This window comes from Nonomuraea sp. N2-4H (genome assembly GCF_045291505.1).
GTDB classification, from domain to species: domain Bacteria; phylum Actinomycetota; class Actinomycetes; order Streptosporangiales; family Streptosporangiaceae; genus Nonomuraea; species Nonomuraea fastidiosa.
The window spans coordinates 7,710,319-7,732,892 of sequence record NZ_CP147987.1; the positions used below are offsets into that span (position 1 = coordinate 7,710,319).

General features: G+C 71.8%; 21 protein-coding genes. 10 read left to right on the forward strand and 11 right to left on the reverse strand.

The window, feature by feature from the left end:
- Positions 1-2 precede the first annotated feature (2 nt).
- Positions 3-620, reverse strand: a complete 618-nt coding sequence (locus WBK31_RS35585) for a class E sortase (RefSeq protein WP_364061539.1) — start codon at positions 618-620, stop codon at positions 3-5.
- A gap of 144 nt (positions 621-764) precedes the next feature.
- On the opposite strand from WBK31_RS35585, the gene WBK31_RS35590 reads away from it, so the two are divergent.
- On the forward strand, positions 765-1,010 hold the full coding sequence (locus tag WBK31_RS35590) for a cell division protein CrgA (RefSeq protein WP_364061536.1): 246 nt from the start codon (positions 765-767) through the stop codon (positions 1,008-1,010).
- A 35-nt stretch (positions 1,011-1,045) separates the two neighbouring features.
- On the opposite strand, the gene WBK31_RS35595 is transcribed toward WBK31_RS35590, so the two are convergent.
- The gene (locus tag WBK31_RS35595) at positions 1,046-1,951 is read right to left on the reverse strand and encodes a rhomboid family intramembrane serine protease (protein ID WP_364061533.1); all 906 of its coding nucleotides are present in this window, start codon (positions 1,949-1,951) and stop codon (positions 1,046-1,048) included.
- Positions 1,952-2,122: 171 nt separating this feature from the next.
- Positions 2,123-2,659, reverse strand: a complete 537-nt coding sequence (locus WBK31_RS35600) for a peptidylprolyl isomerase (protein WP_364061530.1) — start codon at positions 2,657-2,659, stop codon at positions 2,123-2,125.
- 184 nt (positions 2,660-2,843) lie between these two features.
- Between WBK31_RS35600 and WBK31_RS35605 the strand changes: the two genes are divergently transcribed.
- Positions 2,844-3,317: a YtxH domain-containing protein gene (locus tag WBK31_RS35605; RefSeq protein ID WP_364061527.1), complete on the forward strand. Its 474-nt coding sequence runs from the start codon at positions 2,844-2,846 to the stop codon at positions 3,315-3,317.
- A 267-nt stretch (positions 3,318-3,584) separates the two neighbouring features.
- On the opposite strand, the gene WBK31_RS35610 is transcribed toward WBK31_RS35605, so the two are convergent.
- Positions 3,585-4,109, reverse strand: a complete 525-nt coding sequence (locus WBK31_RS35610; protein ID WP_406673839.1) for a hypothetical protein — start codon at positions 4,107-4,109, stop codon at positions 3,585-3,587.
- A gap of 126 nt (positions 4,110-4,235) precedes the next feature.
- On the opposite strand from WBK31_RS35610, the gene WBK31_RS35615 reads away from it, so the two are divergent.
- On the forward strand, positions 4,236-4,907 hold the full coding sequence (locus tag WBK31_RS35615; RefSeq protein ID WP_364061521.1) for a response regulator transcription factor: 672 nt from the start codon (positions 4,236-4,238) through the stop codon (positions 4,905-4,907).
- Positions 4,904-6,358 carry a sensor histidine kinase gene (locus WBK31_RS35620; RefSeq protein WP_406673840.1) on the forward strand — a complete coding sequence of 485 codons (1,455 nt, stop codon included), beginning with the start codon at positions 4,904-4,906 and terminating at the stop codon, positions 6,356-6,358. Before WBK31_RS35615 ends, WBK31_RS35620 begins: the two co-directional genes overlap by 4 nt.
- Before the next feature lie 69 nt (positions 6,359-6,427).
- Here WBK31_RS35620 and WBK31_RS35625 read toward each other — a convergent pair whose 3' ends face one another.
- The 3 genes from WBK31_RS35625 to WBK31_RS35635 all read right to left on the reverse strand — a co-directional run bounded on the left by WBK31_RS35625 (position 6,428) and on the right by WBK31_RS35635 (position 9,682).
- Positions 6,428-7,240 carry an MBL fold metallo-hydrolase gene (locus WBK31_RS35625; RefSeq protein WP_364061515.1) on the reverse strand — a complete coding sequence of 271 codons (813 nt, stop codon included), beginning with the start codon at positions 7,238-7,240 and terminating at the stop codon, positions 6,428-6,430.
- 61 nt (positions 7,241-7,301) lie between these two features.
- Positions 7,302-7,739, reverse strand: a complete 438-nt coding sequence (locus tag WBK31_RS35630; protein ID WP_364061512.1) for a hypothetical protein — start codon at positions 7,737-7,739, stop codon at positions 7,302-7,304.
- Positions 7,740-7,879: 140 nt separating this feature from the next.
- Positions 7,880-9,682 carry a flavin-containing monooxygenase gene (locus WBK31_RS35635; RefSeq protein ID WP_406673841.1) on the reverse strand — a complete coding sequence of 601 codons (1,803 nt, stop codon included), beginning with the start codon at positions 9,680-9,682 and terminating at the stop codon, positions 7,880-7,882.
- A 144-nt stretch (positions 9,683-9,826) separates the two neighbouring features.
- Here WBK31_RS35635 and WBK31_RS35640 point away from each other — a divergent pair, with 144 nt between their 5' ends.
- Positions 9,827-11,149, forward strand: a complete 1,323-nt coding sequence (locus tag WBK31_RS35640; RefSeq protein ID WP_364061506.1) for a hypothetical protein — start codon at positions 9,827-9,829, stop codon at positions 11,147-11,149.
- 203 nt (positions 11,150-11,352) lie between these two features.
- On the opposite strand, the gene WBK31_RS35645 is transcribed toward WBK31_RS35640, so the two are convergent.
- Positions 11,353-11,799 (reverse strand): protein-tyrosine phosphatase family protein, encoded by a 447-nt coding sequence (locus WBK31_RS35645; protein WP_378785865.1) that lies wholly within the window; start codon positions 11,797-11,799, stop codon positions 11,353-11,355.
- A gap of 264 nt (positions 11,800-12,063) precedes the next feature.
- On the opposite strand from WBK31_RS35645, the gene WBK31_RS35650 reads away from it, so the two are divergent.
- Entirely contained in the window at positions 12,064-12,501 is a 438-nt protein-coding gene (locus WBK31_RS35650; RefSeq protein ID WP_364061500.1) for a Fur family transcriptional regulator, read from the forward strand.
- A 33-nt stretch (positions 12,502-12,534) separates the two neighbouring features.
- Positions 12,535-14,763 (forward strand): catalase/peroxidase HPI, encoded by a 2,229-nt coding sequence (gene katG, locus WBK31_RS35655; protein ID WP_364061497.1) that lies wholly within the window; start codon positions 12,535-12,537, stop codon positions 14,761-14,763.
- A gap of 167 nt (positions 14,764-14,930) precedes the next feature.
- Here katG and WBK31_RS35660 read toward each other — a convergent pair whose 3' ends face one another.
- Positions 14,931-15,770, reverse strand: a complete 840-nt coding sequence (locus WBK31_RS35660; protein WP_406675554.1) for an SCO6745 family protein — start codon at positions 15,768-15,770, stop codon at positions 14,931-14,933.
- A gap of 62 nt (positions 15,771-15,832) precedes the next feature.
- Here WBK31_RS35660 and WBK31_RS35665 point away from each other — a divergent pair, with 62 nt between their 5' ends.
- Positions 15,833-16,438 carry a CGNR zinc finger domain-containing protein gene (locus WBK31_RS35665; protein ID WP_364063213.1) on the forward strand — a complete coding sequence of 202 codons (606 nt, stop codon included), beginning with the start codon at positions 15,833-15,835 and terminating at the stop codon, positions 16,436-16,438.
- 178 nt (positions 16,439-16,616) lie between these two features.
- Here the strand turns inward: WBK31_RS35665 and WBK31_RS35670 are convergent, their stop codons facing one another.
- Positions 16,617-16,745: a hypothetical protein gene (locus WBK31_RS35670; protein WP_406673842.1), complete on the reverse strand. Its 129-nt coding sequence runs from the start codon at positions 16,743-16,745 to the stop codon at positions 16,617-16,619.
- An 83-nt stretch (positions 16,746-16,828) separates the two neighbouring features.
- On the opposite strand from WBK31_RS35670, the gene WBK31_RS35675 reads away from it, so the two are divergent.
- Both WBK31_RS35675 and WBK31_RS35680 read left to right on the forward strand, forming a co-directional pair.
- Entirely contained in the window at positions 16,829-18,172 is a 1,344-nt protein-coding gene (locus tag WBK31_RS35675) for an AMP-binding protein (RefSeq protein WP_364061491.1), read from the forward strand.
- 36 nt (positions 18,173-18,208) lie between these two features.
- Positions 18,209-19,240 carry a hypothetical protein gene (locus WBK31_RS35680; RefSeq protein ID WP_406673843.1) on the forward strand — a complete coding sequence of 344 codons (1,032 nt, stop codon included), beginning with the start codon at positions 18,209-18,211 and terminating at the stop codon, positions 19,238-19,240.
- Between the two features lie 75 nt (positions 19,241-19,315).
- On the opposite strand, the gene WBK31_RS35685 is transcribed toward WBK31_RS35680, so the two are convergent.
- Positions 19,316-22,504, reverse strand: a complete 3,189-nt coding sequence (locus tag WBK31_RS35685) for a BTAD domain-containing putative transcriptional regulator (RefSeq protein WP_406673844.1) — start codon at positions 22,502-22,504, stop codon at positions 19,316-19,318.
- Between the last annotated feature and the right edge of the window lie 70 nt (positions 22,505-22,574).

The window sequence follows — 22,574 nt, forward strand, 5'->3', positions numbered from 1 at the left end:
GGTCACTCCTCTCGCGGTTCGCTGTGTTTGAGCACGCCGTAGACGATGAGCCGCTCGGCGGCGGAGTACTCGGGGTGGCAGGTGGACAGCGTGATGAACGCGCGGATGGGCCGGATGTCGGGCTTGCCGGGCACGGGGGCGAGCACCTCGACCTCGTCGGGCCGCACGATGTCCTGGGAGGTGACGCGGTAGGTGTGGCGGGCCTCGCGGGTCTCCACGATGATCTCGTCGTCGCGTTCGAGCTCGTCGATCTCGTTGAACGGGGCCGCGTACGTGGTGCGGTGGCCCGACAGCACGAAGTTGCCGACCTCGCCCGGCATCGCGCTGTCGGGGTAGTGTCCTGGCCCCTTCTTGAGCTGCTCAGCGCCGACGCCCTCGACCACCGCGTACTTGTAGTCGCGGCCCAGCTTGGGGATGCGCAGCAGCGCGAACGCCTGCCCGATGGCCGGCTGCGGCGGACGCCGCGCGCCGCTCTCCTTGGCCGCCAGCTCGCGCTGGAGCAGCAGCTGCTGCCGCTGCGTGTACGCGCCCGTCCCCCAGAGCAGGTACGCGCAGAACAGCATGAGGATCAGGCCCGCGGTGATGCTGAGCTCCCCGAGGGCCCGCAGGGCGGCCCGCATGCGCTCAGGGTAATCCGCGGCGATGCGGCCCCCTGGGATCGCCATGCGATGCGCGTGGCGACTATCCTGGGCCTCACTTCAACTACCCTTACCGAAGAGCCTGCGGACGATCCGGATGCCCAGGCCCTCAGCAGGAGTCATCCAGTGCCCAAGTCCAAAACTCGCAAGAAGGCGGTCTACACCCCGCCGCAGCGGTCGCAGCAGGTCAAGGTCAGCCCGCGCTGGCTCGCCCCCACGATGGTGGCCGCGTGGGTCATCGGCATCCTGTGGATCGCGACCTATTACGTCGCTCCTCAGGCGCCGTTCTTCAGGGACCTCCAGAACTGGAACCTGCTGATCGGGTTTGTTTTCATCATCTTCGGTGTGGTTCTTTCCACCCGCTGGCGTTAGTTCTTTCCACAGTCTTTTCCACAGCCTGGGGAAGCTCAGCCGCCGAGCATGCTGACAATCGCTGGGACGCGTACGAGCACGAGCACCACCATGAGCGCCAGCGCTCCAGCGATCGCCAGCCACTGCACCCGCGCCCTGTTGGCCTTCGGCGCGTAGACCAGCGCCAGGGCCAGGAGCGTGCCGGTGAGGAGGCCGCCCACGTGGCCGGTCCAGCTGATGCGCACACCTGAGATCGCGGGCAGCACGAACGTGATGGCCAGGTTGAGCGCGATGATCAGGCCGATGCCGCGTACGTCGAGGTTGAGCTTGCGCCCGACCACGAAGACCGCGCCGAACATGCCGAACACCGCACCCGACGCGCCCAGCGTGAGGGTGTTGAGCGGGTCGAGCCAGAGGCCGAGCACCGAGCCGCCCAGCGCGCTGATCAGGTAGAGGGCGGTGAAGCGGGCGTGGCCGAAGGCGCGCTCGAGATAGGGGCCGATGACCCAGATGGCCCAGCCGTTGAACAGGATGTGGATGACGTCCTGGTGCAGGAACGCCGCGGTGATCAGGCGGTAGTACTGGTCGAGGACGGCGACCCCGATGGGCGACATCCCCAGCTCCGCGGTGACGACGTAGGAGCCGCCCAGGAGGAAGTCGGCGGCGAGCGTTGCGAGGAAGACCAGAACGTTGAGCGCCAGGATGGCGTAGGTGACGATCGGGGTGCGCACCACGCCGCCGCCGAAGGCGGTCTTGGCCTGGCGGATGGCCTTGTTGCCCTCGGCGACGCACTCGGGGCACTGGAAGCCGACCGCGGCGTCGCGCATGCAGTCGGGGCAGATGGGGCGCTCACAACGCTGGCAGCGCACCCACGTCTCCCTCTCGGGGTGTCGGTAGCACGTGGGGACGGCTTCAGCGGGCTGCTCGGGCTGCGGGGGCTGGCTCGGCGGCTGGCTGGTCATGACCGAAGCCTAAGGCTTACGGAGGCGTGCTGCGTGAGCCTCCTGGACCGGCGGCCCCGGCGCGGCCGGAAGGGCTCTGAGAACGGCCATCCGGCCCCGCGAGGCCCGCCTCCGGTGTGCGCGCCCCCTGACGCTGCACGCCGGCGTTGCGGGCCTCCCTGCGGCCGGATGTCAGGCGGCCTGGCGCTCGATGGTGACCGACTCCAGGATGACGTCCTCGACCGGGCGGTCCCGCCCGTCGGTGCGGGTCTTGGAGATCGCGTCCACGACCTCGTTGCCCTCGATGACCTCGCCGAAGATGGTGTGCTTGCCGTTGAGGTGCGGGGTCGGCGCGACCGTGATGAAGAACTGCGAGCCGTTGGTGCCCTTGCCGAAGCGCTTGCCCGCGTTGGCCATGGCCAGCAGGTACGGGCGGTCGAAGCGCAGCTCGGGGTGGATCTCGTCGTCGAACTCGTAGCCGGGGCCGCCGATGCCCTGGCCCAGCGGGTCACCGCCCTGGATCATGAAGCCGGCGATGACCCGGTGGAAGATCGTGCCGTCGTAGTAGCGGGCGTTGCTCTTCTCGCCGGTGCCGGGGTGCGTCCAGGAACGGGTGCCCTCGGCGAGCTCCACGAAGTTGCGCACCGTCTTGGGTGCCTTGGTGGGGAAGAGCTCCACCTTGATATTGCCGTGATTGGTCTGCAGGTTCGCGATCAGCTTCTCAGCCACGAGACAGCTGCCCCCCTCTATGAACAGGGTTCGATTGTGGTGTTTTGAGGACTATGGCCGTTCGGCCTACCGAGCCATCCTCCCATGGACGGCCATGATTGAGCCGCCTTGTCCAGGGAAGGTCAGGCTCGGGGCCCCAACGACAGGGGAGGTTGTCGTGTCCCTGACAATGAAGAGACGCCGCGTGGTCATAGACGTGCCCACCACGTGGATGGGTCAAGTGAAGACCCGGGCCGCTGAAACCGGCCAGCGCCTCGCGCCGATGGCAGACCAGGCCAAGGTGGTCGCGGCGCAGCGTATCGAAGAAGCCCGTCACTGGGCGGCGCCGCGGCTGGAGTCCGCGGCGCACGGGTTCGAGCAGCAGGTCGCTCCCAAGGTCAGCTCGATGCTGACCGCCGCGGCCAAACGCATCGACCCCAAGCCGACGCCATCGCGGCGATGGCCGACGCTCGTGCTGCTGACCGGCCTCGCGGTGGGGACGATCGGTTACATGTTCTACCGCCGCAACGCTCAGCAGTGGACCGAGCACATGAAGGACTCCGCCTCCGATGCCACACGTTGGGTCAATGAGAAGGCGGACAGGGCTGCGGAGTCCGCGGACCAGGTTGCGGCCACGGTGTCCAGCAGGACGGACGAGACCTCGCACAAGACATCGTGAGCGCGTTCGTCCTGGGAAGCGCGCCCCCGTCACACGACGGGGGCGCGCTTCGCGTTACGGGCGCCGGCGTCCGGTCTACGCTCCCGGCACCCGCGACGTCGTCAAGGCTGTGATCACGTTCGCGCCGCCCGGCAAGCCGTTCGACGTGCTGTACGCCGCTGCCGCCGGTGCACCTCATGGTCGGTACCGGCTACGGCCTGGAGCAGGACTGGCGGCACGGCATGCACTGGGGTCCGGGGCCGGTCGTGCAGGGCGTGAGCGGCGCTCTTAGTCGTCGAGCCCCGCACCGCCGATCGTCTTGCAGACGAGCTCGATGGTCTCGGCGGGCTTCTTGGCCTGGGTCTCGGCGGTCTCGGACGGGGTCACGACGCGGACCTTGGCCGGGGCGTCGGCGGTGGGCTCGCCGCTCTCGGCCGCCCTGGTGGCACGGAACTTCACCCCCTCGGCCTTGCCCTCACCACTGCCCGGGGACACGACCTGCGGCTTGCCGTTCGGGTCCACCGACTCGGCGCGCTGCGGCTGCGTGATCACGCCGGACGGGTCCGCGGGCTGGGCCGGGCGGGTCTCGGCGACCGCGCCGCCGTCGGCGGGCTTCACCCTCGCCAGCTCGATCACCTTGCCGTCGGAGGTCTTACAGGTCAGCGTGCCGGCCCCTGGGACGGCGACGGAGGCCACCGAGGCCGCGACGGGCTCGGGCGGCGAGGACGGGGTCCCGGCCAGCGCGGACCCGGTCAGACCTGCGACGGTCAGCGCGACCGCCGCGCCGAGCACCGCGAAACGCCGCTTGAACATGAAGTTCTCCTCTCTCGGAAACGATCGGACGGCTCCGAGGGTGGCCGCACGGACCTGAAGTGATCCTGAAGAGAGCCCAAATGATCTTCAGGTTCGCTTTAGGTGCGCTGAGGCAGGCTGGACGGCGTGCGAGTCTTACTGGTGGAGGACGAGGAGCGGCTGGCCGACCTGATCAAGGGTGGGCTGGCGGGCGAGGGCTTCGCGGTGGACGTCGCCCACGACGGGCGCGACGGCTTGTGGCTGGCCACCGAGAACACCTACGACGTGATCATCCTGGACGTCATGCTGCCCAGGATGAACGGCTACGCCGTGTGCTCCCGGCTGCGCGAAGCCGGTAACTGGACGCCGATCATGATGCTCACCGCCAAGGACGGCGTCTACGACGAGGCCGAGGCGCTGGACAACGGGGCCGACGACTACCTGGCCAAGCCGTTCTCGTACGTGGTGCTGCTGGCCCGGCTGCGCGCGCTGGTCCGGCGCGGCGGGCGGGAGCGGCCTGTCTGCATCACCGTGGGCGACCTCGTCATCGACCCGGCGGGGCTGCGCTGCCGCCGGGGCGAGGTGGACATCGCGCTGACGCCGAAGGAGTTCGCCGTGCTGCACGCGCTCGCCCGGCGGGCCGGCGAGGTGGTCTCCAAGAGCGACCTGCTGGCCCAGGCGTGGGACTTCAGCTACGACGGCGACCCGAACATCGTGGAGGTCTACATCAGCGCGCTGCGCCGCAAGATCGACGTGCCGTTCGGGAAGACGACGCTGATCACCGTACGCGGTGCCGGATATCGGCTGGAGGCGGCGTGATCGCCCGGCGCTCCCCCGAGAACGGGCGGCGCTCCCCCTGGTTCACGCGGCACTCCCCCTGGTTCACGCGGCGTCCGCGCATCACGATCCTGTCCGGGAAGCTCGCGCGCGGCCCGAAGGCGCTCTGGCGGCGGCTCTCCCCCGGCCTGTCCTCGGTGCGGGTGCGCGCGACGGCGGCGGCCACGCTCGTCGTGGCGCTCGCGCTCGGCATGGCGGCGCTGGTGCTGGTGGTGTCGCTGCGCGGCACGCTGGTCAGCAGCGCCGACGCGGAGGCGGCGAGGAGGGCCACGGCGGCGGTGCCGTACGCGCGGACGCTGGAGATCCCCGAGCACTCCACAGAGCGCATCGCCGAGCCGGACGCGAAGGCCCCGGCGGAAGAGCCCAAGCTGGTGAAGGGGGCGCAGCGGGCGGCGGTCCCGGAGGAGGGCGTGGCGGTGCGCTTCGCCGACCCCGACGTGATGGTGACCAAGGAGGACGGCGCCGCGGAGCTGGTCAGGGCCAGCGGGTACGCCGTCGCCGCCGTCGAGGTGACCACCGCCGACGGTCCCGCCACGCTGCTGTCGCGGGTCCCGCTCGACGGCGTCGAGCAGGCGCTGCGCACCGTCTACGGGGCGCTGCTGCCCGGCGTGCCGGCGCTGCTGGCGGTGGTGGCGGCGATGACCTGGCTCTCGGTGGGCCGCGCGCTGCGCCCGGTGGCCGCGATCCGCGCCAAGGTGGCCGACATCACGGCCCGTGACCTGCACCAGCGGGTGCCCGTACCGCGCTCCAAGGACGAGGTCGCGGCGCTCGCGACCACCGTGAACGGCACGCTCGACCGGCTGGAGACGGCCGTCGAGCAGCACAAGCGGTTCGTGGCTGACGCCGCGCACGAGCTGCGCAGCCCGATCGCGACGCTGCGGGCCAGGCTGGAGCTGGCCGAGCCGAGCGAGCTGACCGCCGAGGCGCTGGCCGACGTCGAACGCCTCCAGTCGCTGGCCGCCGACCTGCTCATGCTGGCCAGGCTGGACGCGGGCGAGCCGCTGCGCGCCGCCGAGCTGGACCTGGGTCAGGTGGCGGCCGAGGCGGCGCTGCGGGCCAGGCGGCGGCCCGGCGTGCGGGTGGAGCTGGACGTCGCGCCCGACGTGGTCATGTCAGGGTCGAGCGCGCATCTCGACCGCCTGGTGACGAACCTGGTCGACAACGCCGTACGCCATGCCGCCTCGACCGTGAAGGTGCGGGTCGCCGCCGAGGACAGCGCGGCGGTGCTGGTGGTGAGCGACGACGGCCCCGGCATCCCGCCGGACCAGCGCGAGGCGGTGTTCGGCCGGTTCACCCGGCTGGACGAGGCGCGGGCCAGGGACGCGGGCGGCGCGGGGCTCGGGCTGCCCATCGCCAGGGACATCGCGCACCTGCACGGCGGTTCGCTGGTGTACGACGACTCCGGCTTCGTCGCGCGCTTCCCCCTCGGCTGACCTCTGCTGACCTCTGCTGGCCTCACCTCGGCTGACCTCTGCTGACCCGGGCTGACCGCTCGGCTGACCTCAGCTGACCGAGGCGTCGAGCTGGTCGAGCTGCATGAAGGCGCGCTCGATGGCCTGGCGGGAGATCGGCTCGGGGTAGGGGAAGAGCTTGATCGAGTCGCGCAGCCCCTCCACGTGGGCCTTTCTGGCCAGGTCGGCGACCAGCGCCAGCTCCTCCTGCTGCCCCTGCACGTACGCCCGGTCCACCACCGCGCCGTGGCCGGGCACGATCACCTGCTCGGGCATCTCGGCGAGCATCGCGGCCGTGGTGACCGGCCAGTCCAGCGGGTAGGAGTCGCTGAACGCGGGCGGCGCGCCCTCCTCCACCAGGTCGCCGGCGAACAGCACACCCGCGTCCGGCACCTGCACCACGATGTCGTTGCTGCTGTGGCCGAGCCCGAAGTGCCGCAGGTGCACCATGCGCCCGCCGATGTCGAGGCTGGCCGCGGCGGCGAACGTGTGGTCCGGCGGCACGATCGTGACCTCTTCCCACTCGTCGCGCCGCTCGGGGCGGCTCTCGATCAGGTGGGCCCGCTGCTGCTCGCCGTACTGCTCGATCTCCTCGGCGCACCTGACGTGGCCCCAGATCTCGGCGGGGCCGAACGCCGCGTTGCCGAAGAAGTGGTCGAAGTGGGAGTGGGAGTTGACGATCGTCCAGGGGGCCGGGGTGATCCGCCGGACGGCCTCGACCAGGTCCGCGCCCTCACGGTGGGAGCCGCGCGTGTCCAGCACCAGGCAGTGCCCGTCGCCCACGATCAGGCCCGTGTTCACGTCGTACGACCGGTGGCGCCGTACGTAGACCCGGTCGCCGACTTCCTGCCACTGCTCGTTCATGCCACCGAACCATACTGAGCGCGCCGGGTCATGACATATGCCCCCATGAACCATCAGCCCCTCACGCCGTGCTGACCACGGTGTTGACGTCGGGCTGCACGACCGGCGTGAGGATGAGCAGCACAGGGCCGCCGGCCGTGAACGCGAGCATGATCAGGTCGATCCACCACAGCGCCAGCACGGTCATGAGCGCGAGTCCCGCCTCCCGCTTGCGCCGGTCCGGCGGCTTCGGCACGGCGATCCGGTCGACGAGGCGCAGGCGGAGGCGTTCGAAGGCGGCGACGAGCGGCACGCACAGCGCCAGCGCGGCCAGCCCGGTCGCGACGCCGAGATACGGCGTCAAGCCGAACCCGGCGGCGGTCGCCGCAACCGTGACCCCCGCCGCCGCTCCGGGGACCAGGCTGGCCAGCAGGTACGCGGCGCCGCGCCACGGCCAGGCGGAGGCGAGGAACGGCAAGGGCCGTCGGGTGAGGGCTTCCAGCGCGGTCCTGTCGAGCATTCTGCGACCGTAACCGCTGGTGCGAGGCGTGGTCAGTAGTGCCGGGTCTAGCTTTTCACCGCACGCTCAGGCCCTTTCACCGAAGGCTCAGGCCCTCGGACGCGCTTCTCAGCGCAACGCCCGCCCCTCGCACGCGCTCCTCAGCGGAACGTCAGCCCTTCGAAGTCGCCCGAGCTCCGCCAGCGGTCGATGTAGGCGAAGTAGGCCATCGCGCCCTGCGGGTGACCGACGTTCAGCCAGGACTTCAGTCCGAGGTCGCGGCCCTCGTTGTTGTAGTAGCCGGGCGTGCAGTCGAGCGAGCCCATGATCCGCCCCTTGCCCGACAGCAGCAGCTCGATCCAGGCGTCCTCGGCCTCCCGCGTGGGCTCGACCTGGGTGTGGCCGTGCTCGATGGCGTGCTTGACGATCGCGGCGATGGTCTTGCCGGCCTCGGTGAAGTTGTGCGGGATGTTGGAGATGAGGTTCGCGCCCTGGGCCGGCTGGACGATGAAGACGTTGGGGAAGCCGTGCACGTGGATGCCGTGCAGGGTCCGCATCCCGTCGGCCCAGCGCTCCGACAGCCGCACCCCGCCGCGCCCCCTGGCCTCGTAGCCGGCGCGGCGGGTGTAGTCGGTGCCGACCTCGAAGCCGGAGGCGTAGATGACGCAGTCCACCTCGTACTCGTGGCCGGCCGCCACGACGCCGCGCTCGGTGATGCGCTCGACGCCCTTGCCGTCGGTGTCGACCAGGTGGACGCCGGGCAGGTTGAACGCCTGGAGGTATTCGTCGTGGAAGCAGGGGCGCTTGCAGAGCTGGCGGTACCACGCCTTGAGCTTCCCGGCGGTCTCCGGGTCGCGGACGACGGCGTCCACGCGGGCCCTGATCTCCTCCATCTTCTCGAAGTCGGCGTCCTCGAACGCGGCCTGCACGCTCTCCGGGGTGATCTGGCCGGGCGGCAGCGCGCTGATCTTCGCGCGGAAGCGGCGGGCGATGTCGGTCCAGCCGTCCATCACCAGGTCCTCGTCGGCCAGGACGCCGGTCTGGTTGGCGGTGAAGTTCTCCAGCCAGCGCTGCTGCCAGCCGGGCGTGGCGATCGAGGCGAACCACTCGGGGTCGGTCGGCCGGTTGTCGCGTACGTCAACGGATGAGGGCGTGCGCTGGAAGACGTACAGCTCGCGGCAGGCCCTGGCGAGGTGCGGCACGCACTGCACGGCGGTCGCGCCGGTGCCGATGATCGCCACCCGCTTGTCGCCGAGCCGGTCCATAGGTGCGCCGGAGGGGTCGCCGCCGGTGTAGGCGTAGTCCCAGCGGCTGGTGTGGAACGAGTGCCCGGCGAAGTCGTCGATGCCGGGGATGCCGGGCAGCTTGGGCACGTGCAGCGGGCCGATGCCCATGGCGACGAACCGAGCGGTGAACGCGTCGCCCCGGTCGGTGCGGACGATCCAGCGGGAGCGGGCCTCGTCCCACTCCAGGTCGGTGACCTCGGTGTGGAAGAGGGCGTTGTCGTACAGGCCGTAGTGCTTGCCGATGCGGCGACAGTGTTCGAGGATCTCCGGCGCGTGCGCGTACTTCTCCGACGGCATGTGGCCGGTCTCTTCGAGCAGCGGCATGTAGACGTACGAGGCGGTGTCGCACTGCGCGCCGGGGTAGCGGTTCCAGTACCAGGTGCCGCCGAAGTCGCCGCCCTTCTCCACGATGCGCACGTCGTCGATGCCGGCCTCCTTGAGGCGCGCGCCGGTGAGCAGCCCGGCGAAGCCGCCGCCGATGAAGGCGACCGTCACGTGGTCGGTCTTGGGGGCGCGTGCCGTGACCGGGGTGTACGGGTCCTTGAGGTAGCGGGCGAAGCGGCCGGTGAGGCGGATGTACTGGTCGTTGCCGTCGGGGCGCAGCCGCTTGTCGCGCTCTTCGCGATATTTCCGGCGGAGGGCTTCCTTGTCGATCGCGGGACGGTCGGCGACGGTCATGCATCCCTCCGGCGGCGTACGGCATGTCCGGACCTCATTTTCAGAATGTCATTCGGAAATAGTCGCGGCAAGCCCGGCCCCGATGCGCTGACCAGCTTGTCCACTATTGTGTGGTCCCGGGACTCACGAGGAAGCGGATTCGTCTTGGCCCATCGCGCACTGGTCATCGCCATGTTGCCGGCGATAGGGCTGCGCGTGCTCGCCGTGCTCGGCTTCCCTCCGGCCATCCTCTTCTACGGCGACTCCTTCGCCTTCCTGCGCGAGGAGCTGACCCCCGGCACGACGCGGCCCTCCGGCTACTCCCTGCTGCTCGCGCTGCTGCGCCCCGCCCACAGCCTCACGCTGGTCACGGTCCTGCAGCACCTGCTCGTGCTGGGGCTCGCGGTCGCCCTGTACGCCCTGCTGCGCCGCCGCGGCCTGCCCGGCTGGGGCGCCACGCTGCTCGTCACCCCGCTGCTCTACGACGAGTTCATGATCCTGCTCGAGCACATGATCATGGCCGATGCGGTCTTCATCGTGCTCGTCACCGCCGCGGTCGCGCTGCTCGTCCGGCGGGTCACCCCGGCCACCGCCGCCACCGGCGGCATGCTGCTCGGCCTGGCCGGCATCACCAGGACCGTCGGGCTGCCGCTGCTCATCCTCACCGCCGCCTACCTGCTCATCCGCCGCTACGGCTGGCGCCCCCTGGTGGCGCTGCTGGTCGCCGGGGCGATCCCGCTGGGCGCGTACGCGACCTGGATGAAGGCCGAGAAGGGCGTCTTCGCGCTGACCGAGGCCGACGGGAACTTCCTGTGGTCGCGCACCATGAGCTTCGCCGACTGCGACGTCATCAAGCCGCCCGAGCGGCTGAAGGTGCTCTGCCCCGACATGCCGGTCGAGGAGCGGCCCTACCCGCCCCACTGGCTGTGGGAGGACTTCTCGCCGCTGCCGAAGGTGCCGGGCACGGCCAACCGCAACCGGCTCGCCGGTGAGTTCGCCCGCGCCGCCATCCTCGCCCAGCCGGGCGAATACCTCGGTGCCGTGCTGACCGACCTCGGGCAGCTCTTCCGGTGGGAGCGGACGGCCGTGGACGAGAAGACGCCGTACAAGTTCCCCTCGTCCGAGCGGCCCATCAGCGAGTCGGTACGGGGCGTCGCGGAGTCGTACGAGATGGGGCCCGCCGCCACCCGCGTGGTCGAGCCGTACGCCGGCTGGCTGCGCGCCTACCAGCGCTTCGGGTACGTGCCGTTCCCTGTGCTCACGCTGGTCCTGGCAGGCACCCTGGTCGCCGCGCCGCTGCGGCGGCGCTGGGACGCGCTGCTGCCCGCGCTGGCCGCGCTCGCGCTCGTCGCCTCGCCGCCGTTCCTCGCCGCCTTCGACGTCCGGTACGTGATCCCGGCCATCCCGCTGATCTGCCTGGCCGTGGGGCTGGCCTTCGGGCCGCCGACCCCGTTCCTCGCCCGCCGGGCAGGCGACGGCGAGCCATGACCTCCTCAGCGCCGGGCTCCACCGGTGACGCCCTGGCCGCGATGCCGGCGGCGCCGGCCAACCCGCTGCGCCTGCGCATCATCGCCAGGCTGAGCACCGGGCACGGCCACGATCGGGCACAGCTTACGGACGGTCGAGTGACGGCGGCTCGCCGCGAGCGCGGGCTTGCGGGGTCGGGTTGACGGTCGGCCGCGAGCGCGGGCTCAGGGGCGGTCGGGTGACGGCTGGGCGCTGAAGCGGGCGACGTAGCGGCGCTGCCAGGGCGTCTCGACGGCGTGGCGGGAGTAGTGCTCCCGCACGTACGCGACCGCCTGATCGGCGGGGACGCCGTCGATCACGGCCAGGCAGGCGAGTGCGGTGCCGGTGCGCCCGCGTCCGCCGCCGCAGGCCACCTCGACCCGCTCCGACGCGGCACGCTCCCACACCTCCCGCAGGTCGGCGGCGGCCTTACGCCGATCGGACGGCAGCCAGAAGTCCGGCCAGCGCACCCACCGCTGCTCCCACGTGGTGGGCGGCGGCTGCTTGCCGAGCAGGTAGAGGCCGAAGTCGGGCTCGGGGCCCGGCGGGAGCGGATGGCGCAGGCCACGGCCGCGCACCAGCCGCCCGGAAGGCAGGCGCAGCACGCCCGGGGCGTCGGGATCCCACGTCACGCCGCCGAGCGTAACCCGGTCCGGCCGGCCGCGACGGCGACACGGCAGGCGTTCAGCGCTGGGCGATCAGGACTCGCCGGCGAGCCAGGCGGTCGTCGCGTTCGCCCGCACCCTCCTCGGCTCACTTACCCCGTGACCACGCGACGGGGCCGCCTCCGAACCAGGGCAAACCCAGCGGAACCCCAAGTTATCTTTGAAGCGACACTGAAATTGCATCGTTCATAAACTTGTATCGTTCGCCTTTAGGTGAGTAGGTTAGTCGCCATGACCGCACCCAGGACGCCGACCGGCGCCGAGGAGCTGCGCAGCGTAGGGCTGCGGGTGACCGCCGCCCGGGTCGCGCTGCTCGAGACCGTCCGCGACGGTGACCACCTCGACGTCGAAGCCATCGCCGCCGGGGTGCGCGAGCGCGTCGGCCACATCTCGCTCCAAGCCGTCTACGAGGCGCTCAACGCCCTCACGGCCGCCGGACTCGTCCGCCGCATCGAACCGGCGGGCAGCCCGGCGAGATACGAGGGACGGGTCGGCGACAACCACCACCACGTCGTGTGCCGCGTCTGCGGCGCCGTCGCCGACGTGGACTGCGCGGTCGGACACGCGCCCTGCCTGCACGCGTCCGACGACCACGGCTTCACCATCGACGAGGCCGAGGTCATCTACTGGGGTCTGTGCCCCGACTGTTCCACAGCCACCAGCTCATGAGCATCTTGCGTCAGATAGTCCGGAGGGATTCCCATGTCTGAAAACCACGACGCGATCGTCACGGACCCGAAGCCGGAGGATGGAGGTGGCTGCCCGGTAGCCCACCGCGCACCCCACCCCACCCAGGGCGGCGGTAACCGTCAGTGGTGGCCGGACCGGCTCAACCTGAAGATCCTGGCGAAGAACCCCGCCGTGGCCAACCCCATGGGCGAGGACTTCAACTACGCCGAGGAGTTCAAGACCCTCGACCTCGCGGCGGTCAAGCGTGACATCGCCGAGGTGCTCACCACGTCGCAGGACTGGTGGCCGGCCGACTTCGGCCACTACGGGCCGTTCATCATCCGGATGGCCTGGCACAGCGCGGGCACGTACCGCATCAGCGACGGCCGCGGCGGCGCCGGCTCCGGCCAGCAGCGCTTCGCCCCGCTCAACAGCTGGCCCGACAACGCCAACCTCGACAAGGCCCGCCGCCTGCTGTGGCCGGTCAAGAAGAAGTACGGCAGGAAGCTCTCCTGGGCCGACCTGCTGATCCTCGCCGGTAACGTCGCGCTGGAGTCGATGGGCTTCAAGACGTTCGGCTTCGCCGGTGGCCGCGAGGACGTGTGGGAGCCGGAGGACGACGTCTACTGGGGCCCCGAGACCACGTGGCTCGGCGACGAGCGCTACACCGGCGACCGCGAGCTGGAGGAGCCGCTGGCCGCCGTCCAGATGGGCCTCATCTACGTCAACCCCGAGGGCCCGAACGGCAACCCCGACCCGCTGGCCGCCGCCCGCGACATCCGCGAGACGTTCCGCCGCATGGCGATGAACGACGAGGAGACGGCCGCGCTGATCGCCGGTGGTCACACGTTCGGCAAGACCCACGGCGCCGGTCCGGCCGAGAACGTCGGCCCCGACCCCGAGTCCGCGCCCCTGGAGGAGCAGGGCCTCGGCTGGCGCAACAGCTTCGGCACCGGTAAGGGCGCCGACACCATCACCTCGGGCCTTGAGGGCATCTGGACCCCGACCCCGACCAAGTGGGACAACAGCTTCCTGGAGACCCTCTACAAGTACGAGTGGGAGCTGTACAAGAGCCCGGCGGGCGCCTGGCAGTGGCGGCCGAAGGACGGCGCGGGCGAGGGCACCGTTCCGGACGCCCACGACCCGAACAAGCGCGTCCACCCGACGATGCTCACCACGGACCTGTCGCTGCGCTACGACCCGATCTACGAGCAGATCACGCGGCGCTGGCTCGACCACCCCGAGGAGTTCGCCGACGCGTTCGCGCGGGCGTGGTTCAAGCTGACCCACCGCGACATGGGCCCGGTGGCCCGCTACCTCGGCCCCGAGGTGCCGAGCGAGGTGCTGCTCTGGCAGGACCCGCTGCCCGAGCGCACCTACGAGCTGATCGACGCCGACGACATCGCCACGCTCAAGAGCCGCGTCCTCGCCTCCGGCCTGTCGGTCTCCGAGCTGGTCTCCACCGCGTGGGCATCGGCCTCGTCCTTCCGCGGCAGCGACAAGCGCGGCGGCGCCAACGGTGCCCGCATCCGCCTGCAGCCGCAGGCCGGCTGGGAGGTCAACGACCCCGACAGGCTCGCGAACGTGCTCGGCACCCTTGAGGGCATCCAGAAGGCGTTCAACGGCGAGCAGACCGGCGGCAAGCAGGTCTCGCTGGCCGACCTGATCGTGCTGGCCGGTTGCGCGGCCGTCGAGAAGGCCGCCAAGGACGCGGGCTTCGAGATCGAGGTGCCGTTCACGCCCGGCCGCGTGGACGCCACGCAGGAGCAGACGGACGTCGAGTCCTTCGCCGCCCTCGAGCCGAAGGCCGACGGCTTCCGCAACTACCTGGGCAAGGGCAACCGGCTCCCGGCCGAGTACCTGCTCATCGACCGCGCCAACCTGCTGACCCTCAGCGCCCCCGAGATGACCGTCCTGGTCGGCGGTCTGCGCGTGCTGGGCGCCAACTACCAGCAGTCGCAGCACGGCGTCTTCACCACCAGGCCCGGCACGCTGACGAACGACTTCTTCGTCAACCTGCTCGACCTGAACACCACGTGGAAGCCGACCTCCGAAGACTCCACCACCTTCGAGGGCCGCGACGCCTCCACCGGCGAGCTCAAGTGGACCGGCACCCGCGCCGACCTCGTCTTCGGCTCCAACTCGGAGCTGCGGGCGCTCGCCGAGGTGTACGCCTGCGACGACGCCCAGGAGAAGTTCGTCAAGGACTTCGTGGCCGCCTGGGACAAGGTCATGAACCTCGACCGGTTCGACCTGTCCTGATCCTCCCGGCCCGCCACCACCTGCTGAAGGAGTGGCGGGCCACCTCCGGCCCTGTCACAGGGGTTTCTTCCCGGCCCGCTGACATGGCGGGCCGAAGCTTCGGGCCCGGCGCCTTCGCGGTGGCGGGCCCTTTTCTTTCTCCGGTCCGTACCTCCGACGCGGCCCGGTCAGTACGCGACGGCGATCTTGCCGATGCCCAGCGTGGTCTGCGAGGGCAGCATGCCCGACTCGAACACCGCGCCGAGCAGCGGCAGGTTCAGCTCGGCCAGCAGTGCGGCGCGTTCCTCGCCGAGCGCCCGCCAGGGTCCGGCGGCGAGCTGGTCGGTGTGGCGCTCGACCCGGTTGCGCAGGGCGCGCCCCTCGTCGGTGGCCACGCCGTCGGCGTCGACGAGCCCACGGGCGGCCAGCCGTTCGCGGGCCGCCGCCCATTCCTGCTCGCTCCACCCCCGGCTGTCGAAGGTGGCGGCGGGCGCGGCCCCGACGGCGGCGAACGACACCAGCGCCTCGCACCCGTCGAGCCCCGCCGCCTGCAGCGCCGTCAGGTGCCCGTCGCCGCGATGCTCGCGCAGCACCGTGTACGCCTGCCACAGCCGCAGGTGCGGCTCGTCGGGCCAGGGCAGCGCCAGGTTGGCCGCGGCCAGCGGCCGGTGCGCCACGTCGGCGCTCTCCGCCGCCCTGACCGCCAGCTCGGCCGCCTCCGCGAGCGCCGCGACATCGCCGGTGAGGGCGCGGACCGTCCGATCGACCGCCCGCAGCCTGGCCTCGAGCACCTGGTCGGGGGCGGCCGTCGCCCAGATCGCCGGCACGTACTCGGCGATCATCTTCGGGCTGAAGCTGTAGTACGCGGCGGCGACCAGCCCGCGACCGGCGGCGCCCAGGGGCGCCGTGCGCCAGGCGAAGTAGCTCGGCCAGCGCGGCTCGACGGCGTAGCCCAGCGCCGCGGCCTCCTCGTACGCCTCCTTGCTGTAGTAGAGCGTGGCGTGCACCGGCTCGATCTGGTGCCACATCTGCCGGGCGAGTTGCTCGAAGGCCACAATAATCCTCACTGTCTAGATAAGGTATGCCAGTGATGGTAGAAGCATGGCGAATCACTGGTCAAGCGGAAATAGACGGTTATGTCGGGAGCAGGATCGAGCTCGCCGTACGGCTGATCAACACCCTGGCCACGCCGTTCCAGCACGGCCGCGCCGTCACGCCGCCCGCGTCGGGAGCCGACCGGCTGGCCGCCGTGCTCGCCGCTCAGCAGCACCTCACGGTCCATCCGGCCGCGAACCTGCTCACCCCCGCGGACGCCGACCGGCTGGCCGAGATCGCCGCCGAGCTGCGGCCGGTGTTCGCCGCGGGCGACGGCCTCGCCGACGCCGCCGCCGGGCTCAACGACCTCCTTGTACGCCACCACGCCGTACCCAACCTGCACGGCTCCCCCGCGAACCCGCTCGGCCTGTCCTTCCACCGCCCCGACGCCGACCCCGTGGACGCCTGGGCGGCCGACATGGGCACCGCGCTCGCCATGGTGATCGGCGTCGGCCAGGCCGCCAGGCTGGGCGCGTGCCAGGCCGGCAAGTGCACGCTGGTCTTCTTCGACACCACCCGCAACGCCTCGCGCCGCTTCTGCGACCTGTCCTGCCAGAACCGCGCCAAGGCCAGCGCCTACCGCGCCAGGCGCCGCGCCTGACCCTCACCCGCATCCCAGCCCCTGAGCAGGGCGTTCACGGTTGACAGGCCCATGTGGTGATCATGTGGAGCTTTTGTGGAGTGCCGAGCGATCGTAGCCGGGAGGCGATCACCTGCCTCGCTGCGGAACTCCGCGGCGAGCGTCGATTGGAGGAACCTGTGATCCGTATGGGCCTGCGTTACGCCAGGTACGCCGTCAGCACCTTGACGACCGCGCTGTTCCAGATCCCCGCCACCTGATCGGACAGAGCCTGCCGGTCCCTCGCGGGCCTGGCCCATCGCGCCGTCACGATGAATCGAGGTGCCATTGCTCGCCACTGCCGCTCGACAGCTTCGTTACGCCGCCACCGTCCTTCGCGGTGGCCGCTTCGATGTGGACGCACTACGGAAGATGGTGACCGACCTCCGCCTGATGCTGGCCGAGCTGGGCGAGCCGGGTGAGGGTGCGGGCGAGTTGCCGCCGGGCGGCGGTGTCGACGATCCGGAGATCCGGCGTTCGATGGCGGACCGCCGGCTGCGGCAGGCGGTCAAGCGCGCCGCAGAGAACACCGCGTACTACCGGTTGTGGTTCAGGGAGCACGGCATCGACCCGGCCGGGGTCGGACTCGACGAGATCACGCAGGTGGCGTCCACGCCCAAGTCGGCCCTGCGGGGCGCCGGCCCCGCGTTCGTGTCGGAGCAGAGCGAGCCGGTCCTGCTGGCGCAGACCACCGGCACCACGGGCATCCCGACCATCGTCTGGTTCTCGCGGTACGAGCTTGAGCTGGCGGCGGTGCTGTCGGCGATCTCGTACCTGATCGTCGGCGACATGCGCGAGCACCACGTGGGCCTGTCGTGCATCAGCTCGCGCGCGACCGTGGGCCTGATCACGGCGCAGCGGGCGCTGAACCTGGTGGGGTCCGGCTTCATCGCGCAGGGGCTGGTCGATCCCGGCATCGCGCTCGACCGGCTGGCCACGCCGCTGCACCTGCCCCGCAAGGCCCCGTACGTCACCGACCTCTACACCGTCCCCTCCTACCTGGGAGCGCTCGTGCAGCGGGCCGAGCGGGACGGCTGGCAGAAGAAGGACTTCGGGCTGCGCCGGATCTTCACCGGCGCGGAGATCCTCACCGACGCGATGCGCGAGCGCGTACGCGAGGTGTTCGACGTGCCGGTGTCCGACGTGTACGGCATGACGGAGCTCGTCCCCACCACCGGCATGGTGTGCAGCAAGCAGCACCTGCACCTGGCCGCCGAGCAGGCCCACTTCGAGGTCCTCGACGTGGACGCGGATACCCCGGTCGCCCCTGGCGAGATCGGCGAGCTGGTGGCCACCCCGTACGCGCCGTACCGCGAGACGACGCTGCTGATCCGCTACCGCACGGGCGACCTGGTGCGCCGCCTGCCCGACGAGCCGTACGGCTGCGAGCTCGCCCTGCTCCCGGCGACGTCCCAGGTGCTCGGGCGGGCCACCGGCTACGGCGGAGGACCGACCGCCCGCGACGTCCTGGAGGTGCTGCAGCGGGTGCGCGAGGTCCCGCTGCCGACCAGGTACGCGCTGACCGGCGACCCGGTCAAGCCTGACCTGCACGTGGTGGCACCGCCCGGCGCGCTGGGCCGGATCGAGGAGCTGGCGACCGCCCGCTCGCTCCAGGTCTCCAAGATCCTGCTCGTGGACGGCGCGGACGACCTGCCCAAGCCCTGCCGGGTCCGCGCCGACCTGTACGAGCACAGCTTCGAGACGTCGCTTTCCTAGCCGCCGCTTTCCCAGCCGCCGGAGACCTCCTTCATCATGCTCACCTTCCAGAACATCGCCCTGCTCGACGTTCTCATCGCCGGGATCGTGCTGGGCGGCCTCGGCTACGTGCGGCGCTTCACCCTGCCCCGGCCGCCGGTCGGGCATTCGACCGCCTCGGACGTGCTCATCATGAGCTGCCTGGTGGTCGTCATGCCCGTCGCGTACCTCTCGCTGCCGGGTCCCGCGGTCTCCGCCATCTTCGGGCTCCTGTTACTCGCCGGCGCCCAGATGACGCTCGCGCCGCTGGCCGGCGGGCGGTGGGCGACGCTGCTCTCGCTGCTGCTCGTCGCCGCCGACGTGGCCGCGGCCGCCGCCGGGTCCGGCGGCGCGGTGCTGGTGCTGAACGCGCTGCTCATCGTGATCGCCGTCATCGGGGTGAGCAGCCTGTGGGCGCAGACCGGCATGAAGGCGGGCCACGTGGCGGCGTTCGCCACCGTGCTCGCGGTGTACGACCTGTTCGCGACCGGGCTCGGCGACCTGACCGACCGGTTTCTCGCCCAGGTGGTGGGGCAGCCGTTCGCGCCGCTGCTGGCGGTGACGGGCGGGTCGGCGCCGGTGGCGGCGGGCCTCGGCGACTGCCTGATGCTCGCGCTGTGGCCGCTGGTGGCGACGAAGGCGTACGGCAAGGCGGCCGGCTGGATCGGCGCGGCCGTCGGCATCGGCCTGATCGTGCTGGTGGAGATCGGGTTCGTCACCGGCGTGCTGCGCTCGGGGATGGCGTTCCTGACCGTGCTCGGCCCGGCGATCCTCGTCCAGTACGTGATCTGGCGGCGGCTTCGCGGGGCCGAGCGGCGTACGCACGAGTGGCTCGGCCTGCCGGCGTCGGAAGTGGACACCTCCGGCCGCGTCGAGCGGCTGGCCGGCTCGCTGCGCGCCGCGCGGTCCGCGGCCGGCATGCCCGCGGGCACCTGGGTGGCCGTCGCCGGCGACGACAGCGTGGTCGGTCACGGCCCGACCCCGGGCACGGCGCTGCGTGCCGCCCGCCGCGCCGGGTACGAGGGCGCACCGTTCGTCAAGCAGGTGTGATCAAGCGCCACCGTGACGTGATCAAGCCCGGCCGCCGAGCAGGCGTGACCAAGCCCGGCCGCCGGGCGGGAGTGATCAGGACCCGGCGAGCAGGGCTGCGGCCTGACCCCGCTCGGGAGCTCCGGCTTCGGCGGCGATGGCGTGCGCGCGCCGCCAGGCCGACCGTGCCGCGTCCCGGCGTCCCGTGGCGTGCAGGGCGCGGCCGAGCGTGATCAGCGTTCTGGCGCGGGCGAGCCGCTGCCCGGTCCTGCGGAAGACCAGCAGCGCCTCCTCGCAGCTCCCCTCGCTGGCGGCCGGCTCGCCCAGGTCGAGCTGCGCGTCCGCGACGGCGGCGTACGCCTTGCCCAGCGCCAGCCCGTACCCCCGGCCCGCCAGGTGCCTGGCCTGACCGGCGAAGGCCAGCGCGTCGGCGGGCGCGCCCTGGGCGCGGGCCAGCTCAGAGCGGGCGAGCAGCAGCTCCACCTGGATCGGCCGGTGGCCGGTCCGCTCCGCGATCGCCGCGGCGGCATCGAGCCGCTCGCCGGACTCGGCGACGTTCCCGAGCCGCAGGTGGGCGAGCGCCAGCCCGATGAGCGCCCGCACCTCGATCTCGGGGCTCTCGGCGCTGCGCGCCGCCTCTGCCGCGTCCGACAGGACCGGCAGCGCCTCCTCGTTCCCGCCGGCTTCCAGGTGCACGCAGGCGAGCGACTCCAGCGCCATGGCCTCCACGTACGGCGACCCGGTCTCCCGCCCGGCCGACAGCGCCTGGCCGAGCGTGGCCCTGGCGTCGTCCAGCCGTCCCAGCTCCCGCCTGACCACGCCGAGGTTCACCAGGATGACGGCTTCGAGATGGCGTTTGCCGATCTCGGCGGCCGCGACGATGGTCTCCTGATGGCGGCGCTCGGCCTCGCGCAGCCGGCCGAGGTCGAGGGAGAGCGAGGCCAGGTTGGCGAGGCTGGTCGTCTCGCCGGCCCGGTTGCCCAGCCTCCTGTCGATGGCCAGCGCACGGCGGAACCTGTCGGCGGCCTGCTCTGGCTCCCCCACCTGCGCGAGCGCCACCCCGGCGGCCCGCAGCGCCGCCGACTCGCCCGCCCGCCAGCGGGCGCGGCGCAGGAACGGCAGCGCCTCCTGGTAGGCGTCGATGGCGGCCTCCAGGTCGCCGATGCGCCACCGCACGTACCCGATGGACATCAGCGTCGCGCCCTGACCCAGGCTGTCGCGCTCGGCGCGGGCGGCCTTCAGCCCCAGCTCGGCGATGCGCAAGGACTCGGCGACCGGCCGCCGCCAGGGCAGCACGTCTCTCAGCGCGTCGGCGAGCCGCCAGGCCATGGCGTACGGGCCGTGCTCGGCCGCGCGGGCGATCAGCGCGGCGATGGTGTCCCACTCCCGGTCAAGCCAGCTCTCCGCCTCGGCCCGGTCACCGAAGGCGAGCGGTGTCGCCTCCGTCTCGGGGCAGCCCGGCGCGGGACCGACGACGCGTACGTCCACGTGCTCGCCCGCGGCCACGATCGAGCGCAGGTAGAAGTCGAAATAGCGGGTGACGGCGCTCTCGCGCTCGTCGGGCGGGTCCTCGGCCGCCGCCCGCTCCGCCGCGTACGTCACCACCAGGTCGTGGCAGGTGTAGCGGTCGGGTCCCGCGTTCATGAGGTGGACCCGCGCCAGGTCGTCGAGCAGCCCGGCCGCCTCCCCTGTCGGGTAGCCGGACAACGCGGCGGCGGCGGGGACCGTGATGCCGGTGTTCGGCACCAGCCCGACCAGCCGGAACAGCCGCCGAGCCCGCGGGGTGAGCGTCTCGTGGGACCTGCCGACCGCGCCGCGCACCGCCGTACGCCGGTCGCCGGCCACTTCGAGCTTCGAGAGCAGGTCATGGCCGCCCAGCTCGGCCACGTACTCGGCGAGCGTCCTGTGCGGGCCCGCCGCCACCTTCGCCGCGGCCACCCGCAGCGCCAGCGGCAGGCGTGCGCACAGCTCGGCCAGGCGGGCGGCGGCCTCCGGCTCTCTTCGAACCCGCTCCGGCCCGGCGGTCTCGGCGAGCAGTGCCACCGCCTCGTCGAGGTCGAGCACGTCCAGGGTGACCGGCGCCGCCGACTCCAGCGCCACCAGGCCGCTCAGCCGGTCGCGGCTGGTGACCAGCATCCGCGAGCCGCTGCCCGGCGGTATCAGCGCCCTGATCAGGTCGGGATCGGCGGCGTTGTCCAGCACCACGAGGACTCGCTGCCCGGCCAGGATCGACCGGTACAGGCCGATCTGGGCCTCAAGCTCCACGGGGATGTCCTTGGCGGGCCAGCCGAGCGTCTGGAGCAGGCGTGGCAGCGCCTCGGCCGCGCTCATCGGCGGCGTCTGGTCGAAACCGCGCGCGTCCAGGAAGAGCTGGCCGTCGGGGAAGCGGCCGGCGACCTGGTGCGCCCAGTGCACGGCCAGCGTGGTCTTGCCGACGCCCGCACCCCCGACCACCAGGATCAGCTTCGCGGCCGACACCGCTTCCAGCCGCTCCAGCTCCGCGCGCCTGCCCACCAGGCGGCCCAGCGCGGGCGGGAGCTGGCGGGGGACGATGCGGGGGGCGGCGGCGCGTACGGGCGGGGTCAGCGTCTCGTCGCCCGCGAGGATCGCGGCGTGCAGGTCACGCAGCTCGGGGCCGGGTTCGACGCCCAGCTCGGCCGAGAGCACCGCGCGTACCCGGCCGTACATCTCCAGCGCCTCCGCCCGGCGGCCCGACCTGTGCAGCGCCAGGATGAGCTGCCGCCAGACGCGCTCGTTGAGCGAATTGGCCTGGGCGAGCGCCCGCAGCTCGCCGATCAGCTCCTCGTGCAGGCCCAGGCGTAACCGGAGGTCCGTCCAGTCGCAGCGGGCGGACAGCGCCAGCTCCTCCAGGTCGGCGACGCGCGGCAGCACGGCGCCGGTGAGCTGCGCGTCCTCGGCCGGCCTGCCGCGCCAGAGCGACAGCGCCGACCGGTACGCCTCGTGCGCCGCCCCCAGGTCGCCCGCGTCGGCGCGGCGGCGTGCCTCGGCCAGCGTGTCCTCGAAGACGAGCAGGTCGAGTTCAGTGCGGTCGAGGGGGAGCAGGTAGTGGTGATCCTGGGTGACGAGGCGGGGCGCCACCGTACGGCGCAGGCGGGTGACGTAACTGTGGATGTTGGACACCGCCGAGGCGGGCGGCTCCTCCCACAGGCAGTCGATCAGCCGCTCGATCGAGATCGGCGTGTTGGGGTAGAGCAGCAGCACGCCCAGCACCGACCGCTGCTTCCCCGGGACGTGCACCGGCCCGTCCGCCGAACGAGCCTGCACCGCACCGAGAATGCCGAACGCGGTCACTGATGACCTTTCCTCGTCGATGGTGACAGGTTGTACACCGGCC